The sequence below is a fragment of the Leifsonia sp. A12D58 genome (assembly GCF_047530025.1).
Taxonomy (GTDB): Bacteria; Actinomycetota; Actinomycetes; order Actinomycetales; family Microbacteriaceae; genus Cryobacterium.
The window spans coordinates 368,785-386,930 of the sequence record NZ_JBLJAT010000001.1 but is presented as its reverse complement, the minus strand read 5'-3'; the positions used below and the strand labels follow the sequence as shown (position 1 = coordinate 386,930).

Annotated in this window: 14 protein-coding genes; 9 read left to right on the top strand and 5 right to left on the bottom strand. The window is 63.8% G+C overall.

Annotated features, from left to right (window positions below; translation table 11 throughout):
• Positions 1-223: 223 nt before the first annotated feature.
• Positions 224-1,372, bottom strand: a complete 1,149-nt coding sequence (locus ACMT3I_RS01915) for a hypothetical protein (protein ID WP_414802749.1) — start codon at positions 1,370-1,372, stop codon at positions 224-226.
• Between the two features lie 367 nt (positions 1,373-1,739).
• Between ACMT3I_RS01915 and ACMT3I_RS01910 the strand changes: the two genes are divergently transcribed.
• The 4 genes from ACMT3I_RS01910 to ACMT3I_RS01895 all read left to right on the top strand — a co-directional run bounded on the left by ACMT3I_RS01910 (position 1,740) and on the right by ACMT3I_RS01895 (position 6,829).
• Positions 1,740-1,880 carry a hypothetical protein gene (locus ACMT3I_RS01910; protein WP_414802748.1) on the top strand — a complete coding sequence of 47 codons (141 nt, stop codon included), beginning with the start codon at positions 1,740-1,742 and terminating at the stop codon, positions 1,878-1,880.
• A 52-nt stretch (positions 1,881-1,932) separates the two neighbouring features.
• A complete protein-coding gene (gene zapE, locus ACMT3I_RS01905; protein WP_414802747.1) occupies positions 1,933-3,048 on the top strand; it encodes a cell division protein ZapE in 1,116 nt (371 codons plus the stop codon).
• 87 nt (positions 3,049-3,135) lie between these two features.
• Positions 3,136-6,180, top strand: a complete 3,045-nt coding sequence (locus ACMT3I_RS01900) for a DEAD/DEAH box helicase (RefSeq protein ID WP_414802746.1) — start codon at positions 3,136-3,138, stop codon at positions 6,178-6,180.
• 58 nt (positions 6,181-6,238) lie between these two features.
• Entirely contained in the window at positions 6,239-6,829 is a 591-nt protein-coding gene (locus ACMT3I_RS01895) for an NADPH-dependent FMN reductase (RefSeq protein ID WP_414802745.1), read from the top strand.
• A gap of 85 nt (positions 6,830-6,914) precedes the next feature.
• Here ACMT3I_RS01895 and ACMT3I_RS01890 read toward each other — a convergent pair whose 3' ends face one another.
• The 3 genes from ACMT3I_RS01890 to ACMT3I_RS01880 form a co-directional block, all read right to left on the bottom strand.
• Positions 6,915-7,751, bottom strand: coding sequence for a DUF4433 domain-containing protein (locus tag ACMT3I_RS01890; protein ID WP_414802744.1), 837 nt, complete (start codon positions 7,749-7,751; stop codon positions 6,915-6,917).
• A gap of 268 nt (positions 7,752-8,019) precedes the next feature.
• The gene (locus ACMT3I_RS01885; protein WP_414803511.1) at positions 8,020-11,559 is read right to left on the bottom strand and encodes a TM0106 family RecB-like putative nuclease; all 3,540 of its coding nucleotides are present in this window, start codon (positions 11,557-11,559) and stop codon (positions 8,020-8,022) included.
• A gap of 125 nt (positions 11,560-11,684) precedes the next feature.
• Positions 11,685-12,065, bottom strand: coding sequence for a TM2 domain-containing protein (locus ACMT3I_RS01880; protein ID WP_414802743.1), 381 nt, complete (start codon positions 12,063-12,065; stop codon positions 11,685-11,687).
• A gap of 222 nt (positions 12,066-12,287) precedes the next feature.
• Here ACMT3I_RS01880 and ACMT3I_RS01875 point away from each other — a divergent pair, with 222 nt between their 5' ends.
• Positions 12,288-12,707 carry a DUF1761 domain-containing protein gene (locus ACMT3I_RS01875; RefSeq protein ID WP_414802742.1) on the top strand — a complete coding sequence of 140 codons (420 nt, stop codon included), beginning with the start codon at positions 12,288-12,290 and terminating at the stop codon, positions 12,705-12,707.
• An 84-nt stretch (positions 12,708-12,791) separates the two neighbouring features.
• A complete protein-coding gene (locus ACMT3I_RS01870) occupies positions 12,792-13,187 on the top strand; it encodes a DUF4180 domain-containing protein (RefSeq protein WP_414802741.1) in 396 nt (131 codons plus the stop codon).
• Positions 13,188-13,195: 8 nt separating this feature from the next.
• Here ACMT3I_RS01870 and ACMT3I_RS01865 read toward each other — a convergent pair whose 3' ends face one another.
• Complete coding sequence (locus ACMT3I_RS01865; RefSeq protein ID WP_414802740.1) at positions 13,196-13,945, bottom strand: hypothetical protein; 750 nt, start codon at positions 13,943-13,945, stop codon at positions 13,196-13,198.
• A gap of 178 nt (positions 13,946-14,123) precedes the next feature.
• Here ACMT3I_RS01865 and ACMT3I_RS01860 point away from each other — a divergent pair, with 178 nt between their 5' ends.
• The 3 genes from ACMT3I_RS01860 to ACMT3I_RS01850 all read left to right on the top strand — a co-directional run bounded on the left by ACMT3I_RS01860 (position 14,124) and on the right by ACMT3I_RS01850 (position 18,146).
• Entirely contained in the window at positions 14,124-14,480 is a 357-nt protein-coding gene (locus ACMT3I_RS01860; RefSeq protein ID WP_414802739.1) for a hypothetical protein, read from the top strand.
• 33 nt (positions 14,481-14,513) lie between these two features.
• A complete protein-coding gene (locus ACMT3I_RS01855; RefSeq protein ID WP_414802738.1) occupies positions 14,514-15,143 on the top strand; it encodes a hypothetical protein in 630 nt (209 codons plus the stop codon).
• Positions 15,144-15,308: 165 nt separating this feature from the next.
• Positions 15,309-18,146, top strand: a complete 2,838-nt coding sequence (locus tag ACMT3I_RS01850) for a beta strand repeat-containing protein (protein WP_414802737.1) — start codon at positions 15,309-15,311, stop codon at positions 18,144-18,146.

Sequence of the window (18,146 nt, the reverse complement as noted above, 5' to 3'; positions counted from 1 at the left end):
GACAGTCGACGGGTTGCCGCCAATGGCGACGCAGCGGATGCCCATTCCTCGACCTCTCAGCCAGCGGATGTCACGAAAACCGGAAGCGTTGCCGCGGAGAGCGCGATCCGTCCTGTATTCGGTGGCAATCGCTCGATCCATCCTGTGCTGGCGACAGGCCGGGCACGCAGCGCGAGGCTGAGTGGTGAGGACCCCGTTGGCTGCCTCGTCCACCGAGAAACTACTATTCGGATGCGGAGGCAAGCAGCCCGAGCAGCTCGGCGGAGATGGGCCGCGGATCAGCGCCCGCGCGATATAGCTTCGGACAGCCGTCCAGGTCGACGCTCAGCGACGTCTCGGAGTTCCACGAAAGCTCGGCCCCGCCATCCGCTGGCCAGAGCACCATGAATGACTCGGCAGCCGCGTCGCACCTGGCGCCACCCGACTCGGCGACTGCTGCGGCCGCCTCCACGTAGACGCGCGCGGTGAGCGCCGAATCGAGTACACCACCGGCGACGAACGTACCGGTGCGGAGCATGATCGCGCCCTCGAACGCGACGGGCGCAGGACTCGTGTCCGGGGCAAGCGGTTCGGTCGCGTACCGGCACCAGCGCAGGGCGATGGTCGGCACAACGGGCCCGGCTGTGGCTGCTTCCAGGGGAATCGTGGCCAACCCGTCCTCGGTCATGACCGGCGGCCCCGGTGTGGTCAAGGCGGGCCAACCGGCGGACGGGGCAGTCCATTGCACAGCGCACCCCGCGTCGATGGCTGCCCTCGGTTCGATGAGGTTTCGCTTCAGCGTGACGCTCGCGACAACGTCCAGCGCCTCGAACGCTTCCCGCGCGCCCGACTTGGTCTTGCCGCATGCGTTTCTCGGATAGTGCACGTGAATCGCCTGGCCACTCGCGTCGACGAGCCAGAGCGGGGGCATGAGTTCCATATCCGCCGTGCACGGAAAAATGGATGAGCCATCATCCGCTTCGGCCAACGCCGACAACAACCTGGCGAGGTTGCCGCCGCGGGTCTCGGCCGTGACCGCGGCCCAGCGTCCCTCCGCGTCGTCGACGCTGCCATGTAGATTGCAGCGGATGGCCGCGACGGCCTCGAAACCGGCTGGCACCCGGCCGGCAGGCGGGGCGTCGGCGTGGGCGTCCTCTTCCTCCGGGGCTGGCGCTGTCTGTCCCGGTAATACCGGCTCGCTGTATAACCCGTCACCCAGATTCGGAGCGAGGCAATCGGCGGCGGCCACCACCTCAGCCATCGGCACGCTGCGAACCGACCCGGACGGTCCGCCCGGCGCATTGCCGCATCCGCTCAGAAGCAATAGTGTGACGGTCGCCAACCCCATGGCCGTCAGTGAGCGTTGCATCGCATCATCGATTCGTCCAGTCATGGGCTCACTCTGGCGGCTCGTCCACGTGGCGTCGAGGTTCCATGTGATCTCCCTGCGGATCGTTATCGGAACGGGATCCGCTTCGACTGCACACCCGTGTGCCTCTCTTGCTGACGTTCGCACCTCGACGTATGGACGTGCCAGCGGCCCGCAGTCGGCCCCTTCGGCCGGCGGAGGCAGCCACCGCAATGGTTAGGGACGCCGACGGCCAATCCTGGCGCGCGCTTTCCCGGCAGGCGCGCAATAAAGCGCGCGCCTGCCGGGAAACCGCGCGCCCAGATTGAGTCCACCCCACCGCGCTGCTGCGTTCGGCAGGCCGCTCGGTCACGACTGCACCGGGACCTTTCTTGGCCCTGCAGGCAGCGCCTTGAAGGACGGCGCTCTGACAAACGACATCACCCCGGGGGTCGTCATGACAGCGCTGCACGGGATCGGCTCCTCGTATGGTCGCCCCGATTGGCAGGACGATGCCGAGAACCTGATCGCCGTCGTAGTTCGGCCAAACTAGCAACCCCTCACTTCAACAATTGACCAACGCCACACCCCTGTAGGTTCGATTCATGAGCATCGCCACCCCCACCGCACCGTTCGTAAGCGATGGGGTGGTTCTCGACGCAGAACAGCAGCGACTTGTCGCGGCGCTGGATGCCTTCGGCGCGCGGGTATCGGCAAGCGGTCTGGCGTCTGGCATCGGTCTGGCGCCTGGCATCGGTCTGACGTCTGCCAGCCTCCAGCCAGCGGATGCCGCCGAGCCGGCAACAGGCGTCGGTCGAGGCCTGTACATCCATGGTCCCGTCGGCCGGGGCAAGACGTGGCTGTGCGACGCGTTCTTCGACGCATTGCCCACCGAGGCGAAACGTCGCACGCACTTCCACACCTTCTTCCGCAGCCTGCACGAGTCGATCTGGCGTAACCGGTCGAGCGGACTCTCAGAGCCTGGTCAGGTCATCGCCGATGCCATCGCCGAGCTGCTCGACGGCATCAACCTGCTCTATTTCGACGAGTTTCATGTGCACGATTCCGGGGATGCTGCACTCATCACCCGCGTGCTCGAGGAGATCGTCGCGCGGGGCGTGAGTGTGCTGGCCACGTCGAACTACGCGCCAGGCGACCTGCTGCCTGACGCTGATTTTCACGACCTATTCGAACCGGGCATCATTCTCATCGAACGCCATCTCGAGGTGTTCGAGCTCGGTGGCACGATCGACTACCGCCGAGCCGCCCCGGCCACCACGGGGACGGGTTTCGCCGCGGGCCGCTGGCTGACTCCGGGCAGCTCGCGGCAGCTCGCCGATGCCGGCCTGGTTACCCCGCACGCCGCTGAGCAGGCCACCCTCTCGGCGAACGGTCACAGCTTTACCGCCCGCCGTGCTGGCGACGGCGAGGTGTGGTTTCGGTTCGACGAGCTGTGCGAGGCGGACTCGGTGGTGGGTGACTACCTGAGGTGGGCATCCGTTTATCAGAGCTGGGTTGTTGAGGGCGTGCCGGTGCTCCACACGGCGACCATGCAGGCCAGACAACGCTTCGCGAATCTCATCGATGTGCTCGCCGATCGGAACGTGACGCTGCACATCGTCAGCGAGCATGCCGCAGCGGATGCGCTGCAGGTGGCAGCAGAGACGCGTGACTTCGAACGCACGACCAGCCGGCTTGCGCTGCTGCGCCACATTCCCTGAGCCTGCCCGCCGCAGTGCACACCGCTCGCTCCCGACGGGAACTGTCACTCGACGGGAACTGTCGGTCGCGCGTGAGAGCATGGGGGCATGCCGCAGCCCGATTGGAAGACCGCCGTGCTGGCGCTCACCGGTCCGGCCGATCAGCCGCGCCCCACAGCTGCCAGCGTCTTCACCCCGCTCGGACTGCAATTCGAATTGCGCGAGCAGACGCCACGCACCAGCGAGCGCTGGCGAGGTCCGACAGCCAGACCGGTGACGGCGGATGCTGAGGGATCGGCCGGGGCATTTCGGCTGGGCATCCGACCCGTTCTGCGCAATTCTCGGGGCAGCTGGGTCAAGTCGACCGTGGCCTGGAACAGTGTGGCGCACCAGCTCAATCGTTTGAACCTGCACCCAGAGCAGCACCGCTGGTTCTCGCAGTTCGTTGCAATGCACCGAGCGACCAGGGGTGCCTACTCCGGGCAGGAAAGCGACTGGATCTACCTCGACGATTTCGTCAGCCCCGTGCTCTGGCACCTGCTCGATGAAGCCGTCGCGCTGGGCATCGACTTCGTCGGGACAAAGAAAGACGCCATCGTCACCATCGGCGCAGAAGCGCTGGTGAGCGTCGACGCCACCCGGGTGTCTGGCCCAGACGCAGCGGATGCAGCGGCGAGCGACGTGCAACTCGTGACCCAGCTGATGATCGACGGCACCTCGTATCCCCCTGAATCCGCCGGGTTCATCGGCACCCACGGCATCTACTGGGCGCAGGTCAGCCCCCGCCAGAGCTTTGTGCTCGCCCCGACGCCGCGGCAGCTCACCAAACAGCAGCGTCGTCTGCTCGGCGAGAGTTCAGAGCTCGTCATTCCGGCACCCGACGTGCCCGAGTTTTTGGCAGAGCACTATCCCCGGCTGCGGAGCTCGCTCACGATCACCAGCTCAGACTCTTCAGTCGAGTTTCCACGCCCTGGCCCACCGACGCTCGTGCTCACCGCGACGTTTGGCCCCAAGCACACCCTGCAGCTCGACTGGCACTGGGAATATTCACTCGGCGCGGCGACCACCGTGCTGCCCGTGTCTGAGGCCAGTGGCTCGCAGCAGCAGGGCGACGACGCGTGGCGCAACCGACGTACTGAGCGTGCGATCCTCTCGCGCACCGGCATCGAGAACTTTGCCCCGACAACCATCCGCGACGTCGATGCCGCCGAATTCACCGAGCGGACGTTGCCGAAGCTAGCCAGGCGGGCCGGCATCCGCGTCGATGTCGTGGGTACCAAGCCGCGCTACCGCGAGCTCACCGACCGCCCGGAGATGGTGTTCACAACCGTTGAGAGTGACCATCGTGACTGGTTCGACCTGGGGGTGCTGGTCAAGGTCAGCGGCCACACGATCCCGTTCGGCCCTCTCTTCAAAGCCTTGTCGAAGAGCAAGAAGAAGCTGCTCCTCGTCGACGGGTCGTATCTCTCGCTCAACCAGCCCGAATTCGACCGCCTCAAGGAGCTCATCGAGGAGGCCAGGGAACTCGCCGAGTGGGAGACCGAGCTGCGCATCAACCGGCACCAGGCCGGCCTCTGGGCCGAATTCGAAGACCTCGCAGACGAGACGGTGCAGGCCACAAGTTGGCGTGCCGCCGTCAGCGGGCTTCTCGAGCTCGGAGCTGCAGCAGACACTCCTGGCAACGAACCGGTTCAGCCGGTTCCGCTGCCCTCCGGGCTCGCTGCGACCCTCCGCCCGTACCAGATCGACGGATTCAACTGGCTCGCCTTCCTGTGGACTCACCGCCTCGGCGGCATCCTCGCCGACGACATGGGGCTCGGCAAGACGCTGCAAACTCTCGCCCTGCTCGCCCACGTGACAGAACAACGGGTGACCTTCCCAGACCAGACGAAACCCGTCCAGCCGTTCCTGATCGTGGCGCCGACATCCGTTGTGGCGAACTGGGCCAGTGAAGCTTCCCGGTTCACGCCCGACCTCGATGTGCGGATTGTCACGAAAATCGGCGGGCTGGCGGATGTCGGCGTCGGCGGGAGGGCCGCCGCTGAAGGCGAAACAGGACCCGATGTCGTCGTCGCCTCATACGCACTCTTCAGACTCGACTTCGATGCGTATCAGGCACAAAGCTGGGCCGGCTTGATCCTCGATGAAGCGCAGTTCGTGAAGAATCGCGAGTCACAGGTGCATCGATCGGCCGTCGACTTGAACACCCAGTTCAAGCTGGCTCTCACCGGGACTCCCCTGGAGAACAACCTGCTTGAGTTGTGGTCGCTGTGCGCTATCGTCGCCCCTGGGCTGTTCCCCTCTGCGCGTAAGTTCACCGAAGATTATGTGCGCCAGATCGAACTTGAGAAGAACCGCGAGCGTCTCGCCAGGCTGAAGCGTCGCATCCGTCCGCTGATGCTCCGTCGCACCAAAGAACGAGTCGTGACCGAGCTACCGGCCAAGCAGGAACAGACCCTGTACATCGATTTGGCTCCTGCCCATCGCGAGCTGTACGACACGTTCCTGCAGCGCGAGCGCCAGAAGCTGCTCGGCCTGATCGAGGATCTCGACCGCAACCGGTTCATCGTGTTCAGGTCGCTGACCTTGTTGCGGATGCTGAGCCTCGACGCCTCACTCATCGATCCCGCCTATGCCTCGATTCCGTCAAGCAAGCTCGACGCACTGTTCGAACAGCTCGAAGATGTGGTCGCCGAGGGCCATCGTGCACTCATTTTCAGCCAGTTCACCTCGTATCTGCGTAAGACCGCAGAGCGCCTCGACGCAGAGGGCATTGCTTACGAGTACCTCGACGGATCCACGCTGCGGCGCCCAGAGGTCATCAACCGATTCAAGAGCGGCGATGCCCCGGTCTTCCTGATCAGTCTCAAGGCCGGCGGCTTCGGCCTCAACCTCACCGAGGCCGACTACGTCTTCATGCTCGACCCGTGGTGGAACCCGGCGAGCGAGGCCCAGGCCATCGACCGCACCCACCGCATCGGCCAGACCAAGAACGTGATGGTGTACCGAATGGTGGCTACCGGCACGATCGAAGAGAAGGTCATGGCGCTCAAAGAGCGCAAGGCCACACTCTTCAACGCGGTAGTGGATGACGACGCCCTGTTCAGCACCGCGCTCACGGCCGACGACATCCGCGGCCTGCTGGAGCGATAGACGTTACAGAGTCCTCGCGAACCTCGACTCTTGCGAGCACGAGGCGCAAGCTGGATTCATGGCCACCACCTTTGAACATGAACCGCCCTACTCCGTTGGATACTTCATCGGCAGCCTGTCGTCGGAGTCGATCAACAGGACACTCTCGAAAGCACTCATCAAGCTGGCGCCCCCAGAGATGGAGTTCGTCGAGATAGCGATTCGGGATCTCCCGCTCTACAACCGGGATCTCGATATCGACTACCCACCCGTCGCCCGCGACTTCAAGGCGGCGATCGCCTCGGTTGATGCACTCTTATTCATCACCCCTGAATACAACCGATCCGTGCCTGGCGCGTTGAAAAACGCGCTCGACTGGGCGAGTCGGCCGTGGGGACAGAACGCGCTGACCGGCAAACCGTCGGCCGTGATCGGCGCCTCGATGGGTGCGATCGGCACAGCCCTTGCCCAGCAGAGCCTGCGCGGAACTCTCTCGTTCTGCAACGCACCGCAGATGACGGCGCCGGAGGCGTACATCCACATGACGCCCGGGCTGATTACCGACGACGGCGAGGTGACGAACGAGGCAACCGCAGAGTTTCTGCGCACATACATGAACGAGTTCTACGATTTCGTCCTGCGGGTGCTGACCGTGCTGCCCCGCAAATAGCCCTCACGTAACGCTGCACATACAAATCGAGCCTGCCGAATCCTCATACGAGGGTTCGGCAGGCTCGATTTCAGCGTGCTGACGACTAGTCGTCGAGACCGGCCGTCTCGTCAGTCGCCTGGAACCACGGCGGGTACACGGCAACTTTGGTGGCGAAACCTGAGGGGCTCAGAATTGCGCGGACGCCCTGGCGCACCTTGTCGTTGGCGACACCGATGAGGGTGATGCGGTCAAATGGCAGCACATCCTTCACCAGGAACTCGGATTCGAGGATGGTGCCGGCGTCGGGGTTGGCACGCAAGGTCCAGAGCAGGCGCTCCGCCTCGTCGCGGCTCGCCGCGAACCGTGTGTGTCCGATGACAGCGTCGCCGTCTGTCACGGTGAACGAAGGCGAACTGGCAGCTGCATCGTCGTCAACCACATCGGTGCTTTCAGCCTGCGAGTCGATGACCGATTTGACGGTGCTGACGAGAATCACGTAGTCGAAGATTGACGAATCAATTGCGTCTTCCGACAGTCGCGGGTCAGCGTTGTGAGCGCGGATGCTGTTCCACACGCTTGCGTTCGGAGACAGGAAGAACGGTACGTAGTCGGCGACTGTTGCCTCGCTGTCTGCCGAAACCGTCGTCTGGCGCCTGGTTGCGCGGTTCTCCGGCGAGGAGATATCGACGACGGGCGTCGAGTCGCTGGAATCGGCAAGCAGTGCGCCGCGATCCAGGATCTGCACCAGGTTGTCGATGTGGGTCACGTGGTAGATGCGCTGTTCGCCGACCCTGGCTGGCGGCATCGACACTGCAGTCTTTGCCACAGAGGTCTGTACAGCGGTGACTGACCCTGGTCCCTTCAATGAGACCGACACCGGTGACGGTGCTGAACGCAGTGACATCGGCTTCGACGCACGGGCGCGTGGAGCCTTGACCATCAGTGATTCATCGGGGGCTGCCTTCGGGAAGCAGCTGGCGCACAATCCGCCCTCAAGTCCATGTTTACATTCGTCGCTCAACGCAAAACCTTTCCTATGCGTGGCACTCATTCACTTCGAGATCCGACGAAACGAAAACCACTTATCAACGTTACGGGTAATTCGGATGCCCCATTTACCGTTTCCTGCCGTTTCGGCTGGGTATCTCGTGAAAAAGCAGAAAGTTGCAGTGCGCGCACTCTTTTCGAATTTCGGTGTGCAGGCGCGCTCACCGCCCGGATTCGACAAGGGTGATGAACGCGCTCAGCTCGGCCACTCCTGCCGGCGTGACAGGAAGACTGTCGATGAGTGCGGGCGAAAACACCAGATAAGCCGCCCATTTGGCACGCGAGATCGCCACGTTCAGACGGTTCTTCATGATGAGGAACGACAGGCCCCGTGGCACGTCTGCCGCCGAGGATGCAGCCAATGTCACGAGAGCGATAGCCGCTTCCTGTCCTTGGAACTTATCGACGGTGCCGACGCGCACTGACGTGAAGCCGGCAACGGCCAATGCATCCCGCACCGTGTTGAGCTGAGCGTTGTATGGCGTGACAACGATGATGTCGTCTTCGGTGAGCGGCTCATCGTGCCGCTTCTCAGACGGATCGCTCCACAGTCGACCGAGCAGCGAACGCACAAGCTCGACGACAGCAGCTGCTTCTTCAGGCGACTCCACCGCGTTGCCGGCGTGCTCGACGGGAACGATGTGCAGCCCCGGCTCCACGCCGACGAGAAGACGCGTCGCGGCCACCGGATGCGAGTGCAGTGCTCCCTCGTAAGACAACCGAGACACCGGCGCGGTGACGGCCGGGTGCATCCGTCTACTTTCGGCCAGGAAGTATCCGAGGGTCGCAGGCAGCACGTCGTGCCCTGCGCTGACCCAGCCGAGAGCCGACTGGTCGATGGGCTCAGGATGCGTGCCCTGGCTCACCTGAGGCAATTGCTGTGGGTCGCCGAGCAACAGCAGGTTCGAAGCGGCAACGCTGGCGGCAATCGTCGAGGCTAACGAGAACTGGCCCGCTTCGTCGACGACCAGCAGGTCGAGGCTGTGCCTGGGTACGCGAGCGGGATTGCTGAAGTCCCATGCCGTGCCGCCGAGCACAAAGCCCGAGTCTGCATTGTCGAGCGCAAATAGGAGATGCCCGTCTTTCGGCAGCGCGGTGAACGAGGACTCACGCTCGTCGTCGTTGTCGGTCGCCGTCGCAGCACCGCCGGCCTTCTCTACCTTGCCGACCAGTGACGTGTCGAGCCCGGCCTTCACGACGGCCGCGAGCAGGTTCTCGACGACAGCATGCGACTGCGCGACTACACCGATCTTCCAGCCGTGCTCGCGCACCAGCGCCGTGATCACGTGTGCACCGAGGTAGCTCTTGCCGGTACCGGGAGGGCCCTGCACTGCCAGGTAGGAGTGATCGAGGTCGAGCAGGCTCGACACCACGGCATCGATACGTTCGTCGCCCTGCGGGTCGGCTGAAACCGGGCTGAGCGCGCCGGAGCGAGTGCGGGGAGCCACGCGGCGCAGGATGTCGACCATCGGCTCGGCCGGCCAATCGGGCTGAGTGTCGATGATCTCCTGCGCCCATTCCTCAATTGCCGGCTTCTGCTGACCGGCAGGAGGTGGGGCAGATGGCGCAAGGGCGCTCGGCCGATTCGAGTACTGCTCCACTCCGGCACCCAGCGTTTCTTCGAGAAGGATGCTGCCGTCATCCGCTACCTCGAGCACCTTCACAGTGCGTGCGGTGCGGGCGCCAGCAGCCGCCCGCGGGTCGATGAAGGGTCCCGGGTATTCATAGAGCAGATAGGGACCGGCCTGATCGCCGGGCTTGATGCTGCTGCCAGGCGCCAGCCTGCCATGCACGCGAATCTCACGCCTGTCTGTACGCTGCCTGCCTTCGCGATACCAGTCGCGTTCGACACGCACGTCGGTAATGTGCAGCACGTCGCGGGTGTCTTCCCATTCCTCGATCGGCTGTTCGAGTCGGGCGAAGTGCCCCCACCAGAAGCTCTTCTGCTCCCGGCGGTGATAGTCGATGGCGGCAGCAGCGAAGGCAGCGGCCGTCTGGTCTGCCGTGCGGTGCGGGTCGAGCGGGTCTCCGGCCAGAGCGAGAAGCCCGTCGCGCAGGAGCGACTGTTCGGGCTCCCAGATGTCGTCGGCGCTCGACTGCAGCGCACCGACCGGCACCTGTGCAGCTGCTGCCTGCTCCAGCAGCCAATCCCGCAGTCGCAGTGTCGAAACGCAGTCGTAGCGGTTGTAGTCGGCTATTGAGTCGAGCATCCGCTGCCCCTCGGCGAACTCGCCGAGTGCCGTCAGCTCGCGGGCGGCCGAGTATTCGGTGATTGAGTCTGCAGCGTTGGTGACCTCTCCCCCGCGCAGTTCGTCGCCCATGTAGAGAGGCTCGAGCTTTTTGATGGAATACGAACGGGAGCCCACGCGCACCGCTTTGCGTACCAGCGGGTACAGGTCGACGAGGACGTTCTCGCGAAGCAGCTGGTCAATCTCGGCCTCGCCCACGCCGTGCCTGGCGGCGAGGCTGAGTAGGTGCGTGCGTTCGTAGGCGGCGTAGTGGTAGACGTGCATGTCGGGATAAACGGCCCTGCGGGCTTCGAGGTATTCCAGAAAATCGAGCAGCGCCTGGCGCTCTTCGGCGAAGGTGTGCGCCCAGAACGCCCTGAACGTGCCGTCGGGTTCGACCAGACCGAAGAGGTAGTCGAGCCCCCAGCGTTCGGCGTCGCCCTCTGTGTACAGCGGGTCACCCTCGAAGTCGAAGAAGATGTCGCCAGCATCGGGCTCGGGCAGCGCGGCCAATGCCGAGGCGTTGTACACCTCGATGGGAGGTGGCTCACCGGCGAGCGCCTCGATTTGCAGCCTGGCCTGCTTGCGCAGCCCTGCGAGCGTGTTCTCGGCGATGCCGGTGGCGTCGATGACGGGCGAGAGCTCTGGCAGCGCTGCCAACTCTTCGATAGTGCGAATGCCGGCGGCGGCCAGTCGGTCACGCTGCGTCACGCGCATGCCGGCGACGAGCAGCAGGTCGCGACTAGCTTGCACCTCGGCTTCACAGGTGGTGCAGCGCCCACAAACGGCGTACAGCGGATCGCCCCACGACAGCGCATCGGCGGCGGTGAGCCGGTCGGATATGACCTGCAGCAGGCGTTGGCGCCGCTTGCGGTAGACGGGCAGGATGTCGCTCACCCGGTGCACGCTGACCGAACCGTCACCGAGCAACAGCTCGACCGTCTCTGCCGCTGGCACTCCGATGCGCTCAAGTTGCTCGACATATGCCGCGAGCTGGAGCAGGGCCGTGACCTTGGCACTGCGGGCAAGTTTCGTGTCTTGCACGAGATAGCTGCCGTCTGGCTGGCGCACGATGAAGTCGGCGAAACCGATGAATCCGGTGCTGCTCGTGCTGTCGGCATCGGTGCCGCTCTCGCTGCCTGCGTTGAAGAATGTGGCCTGGAAGACGACATCCGCTCCGCTGCCAAACGCCCGCACGGTGTCGGCCTGGGCCTCATCGAGTGCCGCGCGTGACATCCGCTCTGGGCGTTCGATCTCAGCGACCGAACCGGTCTGCCTGTAGTGCTCGAGTACCCGGTGTTCGTGCTCGTCGCCCAGCCTTGAGGTGCGCTGCAGCATGGCGTCGACGGGATCGGGCACCGCATCGGTGCGACCAAGCTTCACGTCGAGCTTGCGGAGGAAGGCGAACTCACAGCTCGACGCTGCAGTCAGGTCGCTGGCGCTCGTGATCACCGTGCCGTCAAGCAGGAACATCAATACCCTCTTCCTTCTCAGGCGAGCGTATCGGTGTCCACTGACACTGTGCCGGGCGGTGACGTACCGGGCGCTTGGTGTACCGGGCGCTTGGTGTGCAAGCGCCCGGCACAATAACGAATTGATTAGCCGGTCACCTGAGTCAGGTATGTGGCAGTTGAGATTCCACTGCTGATTGCGCTCAGCACCACGAGGATCAGCGTCACGATGAGTGCGATCTTCTTGTTCTCGTCGTACCCGGCCAGCGGCAGCCCCTGCTTGTCACGGGTTGAACCGGTCAGCGCAAGGATGAGGTCGATGAGCGTCCAGATTCCGAAGCCACCGAAGGTGATGAGTTTGAGGATGCCTGTGCCGATCTTGCCCAGGTAGAACCGGTCGATGCCCAGCGTGCCGAGCAGCAGCGCCAGCAGCCAGTTGGCAACGAACGATTTGTTCGACACAGCGGGCTGGGCGGAATACGCGGTCGGCGACGGGTAGTAGGCCGGCGCGTTGTTCAGGTCGGTCATGGTTCTCCAGGGGTATCTGAATGAGCAGAACGCTCTCGTGGGCAGAATCGGCACGCCTCATATGTGCGCACTCGCACTGTAGCGCGAGCGCGCACATAATCCGGGAAATGTGGCCACCCATCAGCATTTCTGTTACAGAACGCTCCATGGTCATAGACTTCTGGATCACAGGGGATCCTGCCAGCAGACCCCGACCCACTGATGCGTCACGAGAGGACGATCATGCTCCCCGACATCAACTATTGGGCAGTGATACTGGCCACGCTCTCGAGCATGATCGTCGGCTCGATCTGGTACACCCCAAAAGTCTTCGGCAACTACTGGATGAAGGCTGCGGGGGTCACCCCATCAGGTAAGGCATCGGATGCTGCCGGTCCAATCATTGTGACGGTGCTTGTGAGCTTCATCACGGCGTGGGTGCTGGCCGGTGCCGCATTTATCGCCTGGGACTTCTACGGTGGCAGCTTCCTGGCCATCACTCTCCTGACGACCGTCGTGCTCTGGGCCGGATTCACCGCTGCTCGGTTCATCACTCATGATGCGTTCGATCAGCGACCTGCGGGTCTGACGATTCTCAACATCGCCCACGAGTTCGTGACACTCATCGTCATGGCGCTCATCATCGGCGCGTGGCCTGCGTAGCAATCTGGTGGGCGTCTGGTCCGAGTAACAATCTGTCTGCGTAACAATCCCCATCCGCTCGCATCGTCGTTCTACGCTCGCTGCATGAATAACGACGGCACCACTGACAGCGCTGAGAACGGCACCGACGATTTTCGAGTCATGCACCTCGAGGCAAACGGCCCGCTCGTCTCAACTTCTGACGACACGTCCGATCTCATCAGTAACGCCTGGATCAACCACGTGAGCCTGATCGCGATTCCCGTCGCCAGGCTCGACCCGCTTTTCTTCGACCTGAGTTCGCTTCTCGCCGGGGAGATAACTCAGAAGCTGGTGAACTACCAGGTCAAACTTGCGGTGATCGGCGACATCAGTGAGTTTGTCGCAGCAAGCACAGCGTTGGGCGACTTCGTCTGGGAGTCGAACCGGGGCGAGCACGTCTGGTTCCTTCCCAACGAGACAGCGCTGGAGACCAAGCTGGCAGCGTCTCGCGGTAGATAGCGAGCGGGCTAAACCTCGACGCAGATGCTGTAGCCAGGAACGCCGTCGAGCACGAAGTCTTCCTTCAACTCGAGCTGGCCATCCGCTCGCATTTCGATCTGGCTGGCGCTGTCGCCGATGAGCGTTGCGCCGGTTGCCTTCACCTCGTGCACGAACCACTCCTGCAGCATGTTGCCGACGCGAAAACCGACGGTGTAGCCGAAGGTTACGGTGTCGCCTTCGTACTCGGCCCAGACAATGCCGGCGGCCTCGTGAAAGAAGAAACGAGACGGCGACTCATGGTTGACCTCACTGGCCGTCGATGACAACAGTACGAATTCGGTGTCGTCGATCATGTTGTCACCACTGTGCCGAGCGGATGCAAGCCCAAAGGCGGTATCGAAGGCCTCGGCGGTCTCTTCGGTCGCCATCGACTGTGCCCACACCGTTGTGACCGTCGAGTCTTCAGCGCCCGGAGATTGGGATACCAACTGCACCGTTTTGCCCGAGGAGTCGATCAGCGCGGTTGCACGGCCATATGTCAGCTGGCCGGATTGGCCGGATTCAGATTCGGCGTGCACGAACTGCATTTCAAGAAGATCGCCGGTCAGCCTCCCGACGAAACGGCCAGGACTGGAGGCATCACCCAGGTACTCCCCCCAGACCATCGCGTTGTGCTGATGAAACCTGATCAGGGAATACGAACGCCCCGAAGTCTGGGTGAGCGTGAACAGCGCACCATCGAGTGAGAGCGTTGGAGCCGCGTTGAGGTTGGTCACGGATCGAGTATGCCGTGCGCGCAGGAGGGATTCACGACTCCTCTCGATCTGTCTTCGGGGTACCGTCGGCCGCCGCTGAATCATGGACGAAATCCAATTCGCATGGCTTTGGCTGGCTGTTTTGTCCTGTTCGGGCAACCCACTATGCAGGCAGTGGAGGCCGATCTAGACTCGCGCCATGAGGATCACCGAACTCGCGCCTGGCGAAGTATTCGTATTCGGCTCCAATGCCAGTGGCCAGCACGTTGCAGGGGCCGCTGCACTCGCCGCCGACAAGTTCGGGGCGCTGTGGGGTGAAGGCCACGGCCTGCATGGCAGTTCGTATGCCATCGATACCATGAGCGGGTTCGACGTGATCGTTGTCGAGGTCGCCGGCTTCGTGAGCTTCGCCTCTGCGCATCCCGAGCTGCGTTTTCTCGTCACAGAAATCGGCTGCGGGATCGCGGGCTACCGACCGGCGCAGATCGCTCCGCTGTTCGTCGGAGCGTCCCCGAACGTCATATTGCCCGAAGCGTTCAGCCAGTTGATCGGCTAGGGCGCAGAGCCGCACGGGCGAAGCAGCAGCGGCGTGGCCCACCAGCGAACTATCCGATTGCGACGCGAAGCCTGGGGGTTCGCCATCGGTTCGGTCTGCTTCCTCATTGGGGCGGTGCCGTTCTATGCGCTCGCGGTCGGCACACCGATCGATGACGTCACCTTCTTCATCGGAGCACTGTTCTTCACCGCTGCGGCCTTCATCCAGCTCAGCTTGAGCGGTCGTCGCCCGCCGCATCACGCGATGAATCGGCCTGACGCATTCGACTGGTGGGGGGCGGCCGTGCAATTCCTCGGCACGCTCTTCTTCAACGTCAGTACGACCGAAGCCCTCATCACGGCGGTGAACAGCGAGTCACAGGTGAACAGCGGATGGCGACCGGATGCCTTTGGCTCGGTCTGCTTCCTCGTTGCGAGCGTTTTCGCCGTGGTTGCGACCACGGAGCGTGACCGGCTCTGGGACCCCCGCGCTCGCACCTGGCGCTGCACGTGGCTCAATTTGCTCGGGTCGGTCTTCTTCGGCATCTCGGCGATCGGCGCTTTCGTGATCCCTGAAACGGATGACCTTGTGAGCCTGTTCTGGGCGAATCTCGGAACGTTTCTCGGCGCCGCGTGCTTCCTGACGGCCGCGTTAATGAGCCGGCGGTCGGTGGGTCACGACTGACGGTGCCCGGCCGTGGCCGGGTTGAACGTGATCGTTAGAGAGGTTGAGGGCTTTCTCGAGTTCAGCATCCTGATCGGCTAGCGGCCGCGGGCGCAGTACCCCCAGTTCGGGCGCGTTCGCCAATCTGAACCGCTACGAACTGTTGCGTCCTGTAAATTCGTTTCCATGCGTGCCTTTCGCCTCACCTCCCTCCGCCTGAGTGCCATGGCGCTCGTCGCCGTCCTCGCCATCTCTGGCCTGTCGACCATGGCCGCCGCACCGGCGAACGCCGCAACTGATACGTCGCTCAGGGCGCTCTCGCTCAGCGCGGGCACGCTCAGCCCGGCGTTCGCGCCGGGTACGACCAGCTACACGGCATCCGTCAGCAATGCAACGACGTCGGTCAAGGTCACCCCGCTCCTGGTCGATCCCTGGATCTCCCTGACGGTCAACGGTGTCAGCTCCAACAACGGGAGTGCATCCGGCGCCATCGGCCTGCTAGTCGGCAGCACTGTCATCACCATCGCTACGATCGCGCCGGGGGGAGCAGACGGAACAACCTACACGGTCACCATCACCCGCGCCGCCTCGGCCAACGCCGACCTCAGCACACTCTCGCTCAGCAGCGGCACGCTCAACACAGCGTTCCTCGCCAACACGACCAGCTACACGGCATCCGTCAGCAATGCAACGACAGCGATTACGGTCACCCCGACAGCGGCCGATGCCAATGCCTCCGTCAGGGTCAATGGCGTCAGCATCACCAGCGGAAACGCATCCGGTGCCATCGCCCTTGCCGTCGGCCCCAACACCATCACCACCGTCGTCACCGCAGAAGACGGGACGACCACGAACGCCTACACGGTCACCATCACCCGCGCCCCCGCCGCTACCCCCGATCTCAGCGCACTTTCCATCAGCGCCGGCACGCTCAGCCCAGCATTCGCCGCCAGTACGACCAGCTACACGGCATACGTCAGCAACGCAACGATGTCGGTCACGGTCACCCCGACAGCAGTCGATGCCAATGCCTCCGTCAGGGTCAATGGCGTCAGCATCGCCAGCGGAAACGCATCCGGTGCCATCGCCCTTGCCGTCGGCCCCAACACCATCACCACCGTTGTCACGGCACAAGACGGGACGACCACAAAGTCCTACACGGTCACCATCACCCGCGCCGCCTCGTCCAACGCCTACCTCAGCGCACTCTTGCTGAGCGCCGCCACGCTGAGCCGCACGTTCGCGCCAAGCACGACCAGCTACACGGCATCCGTCAGCAACGCAACGACGTCGGTCACGGTCACTCCGACAGTGGCCGATGCCAATGCCTCGGTTGCGGTCAACGGTGTGGCAGTGTCCAGCGGCTCAGCTTCCGGCGCCATCGACCTTGCCGTCGGCCCCAACACCATCACCACCGTTGTCACGGCACAAGACGGGACGACCACAAAGTCCTACACGGTCACCATCACCCGCGCCGCCGGCGCCTCGACTAACGCCAACCTCAGCGCCTTTTCCATCAGCGCCGGCACGCTCAGCCCAGCATTCGCCGCCAGCACAACCAGCTACACGGCATCCGTCAGCAATGCAACGACTTCAGTCACCGTCACTCCAACCCTGACCGATACCAATGCCTCCGTTGGGGTCAACGGCGTCAGGACCACCAGCGGAGAAGCTTCCCGCGCCATCGCCCTGAACGTCGGCAGCAACACCATCACCACCGTTGTCACCGCATACGACGGGACGACCACAAAGACCTACACGGTGACCATCAGTCGCGCTGCCTCGGCAGTCGCCGACCTCGCCAGCCTGACACTGTCGGACGGAACGCTCGACCCGGCATTCGCGGCCGGCACGACCAGCTACACGGCATCGGTCGGCAACGCGACCGACTCCCTGACGGTCACCCCGACAGTTGCGGATGCCACCGCATCCGTCAGAGTGAACGGCAGGCTAGCTGTCAGCGGCGCTGCATCCGCACCCGTCGCACTCGCGATCGGCGACACGGCGGTCACCGTCGTGGTCACCGCCCAGGACGGCACAACCACCACCGTTTACACCGTCGTCATCACTCGCGCCGCCTCGGCAGTCGCCGACCTCGCCAGCCTGACACTGTCGGACGGAACGCTCGACCCAGCATTCGCGGCCGGCACAACCAGCTACACGGCATCGGTCGGCAACGCGACCGACTCCCTGACGGTCACCCCAACAGTTGCGGATGCCACCGCATCCGTCAGAGTGAACGGCAGGCCGGTTGTCAGTGGCGATGCATCCGCACCCGTCAGCTTGAGTGTCGGCGACAACGCCGTCACGGTCGTGGTCACTGCACAAAACGGGACGACCCTCAAGACCTACTCGGTCATACTGACCCGTGCTGCGCTCCCTCCCGTCGTAGTCCCTCCCGTCGTAGTCCCTCCCGTCGTAGTCCCTCCCGTCGTGATCCCTCCCGTCGTGATCCCTCCCGTCGTCGAACCGACTCTCGACATCGCCACTGACTTCGTTGTCGGCACCCTGGTCGGCGGCACAGCCGTGAACGTGTCCGCCATCGGTCTGGCGCCGGGCTCGCCCGTCACCGTGACCATGCACTCCACGCCCGTTGTGCTTCACGCCGGTTCAGCGGATGCGGCAGGTGCGTACACCGCGACCACCGCCCTGCCGGCTCACGTCGAGCCAGGATCCCACCGTCTGGTCGTTGAAGCGACCGCCGCCGATGGCACGCCACTCAGCCAAACCATCTGGTTCTCTGTACTGGCAAACCAGTCCGTCGGCGCCGTCTCGACTACTGGCCCCATCCCGGGTGCTGGTACGCCCGTCATTCCGGCGCCGACGCCCGCGCCGCCCGCCTCGATTCAGCCCACATCAGCAGCTGTCACTCCGACGGCGTCGACGTCGTTGGCGTCGACCGGTGCCAACCTCGCTGCTCCGCTGATCTTCGGCGCAATACTGCTGGCGGTCGGCGCGGTCGTATTCTTCCTGGGGCGTCGCCGCCGCAAGACGACCGGCCAGACCAACGGCGATGACAAGTAG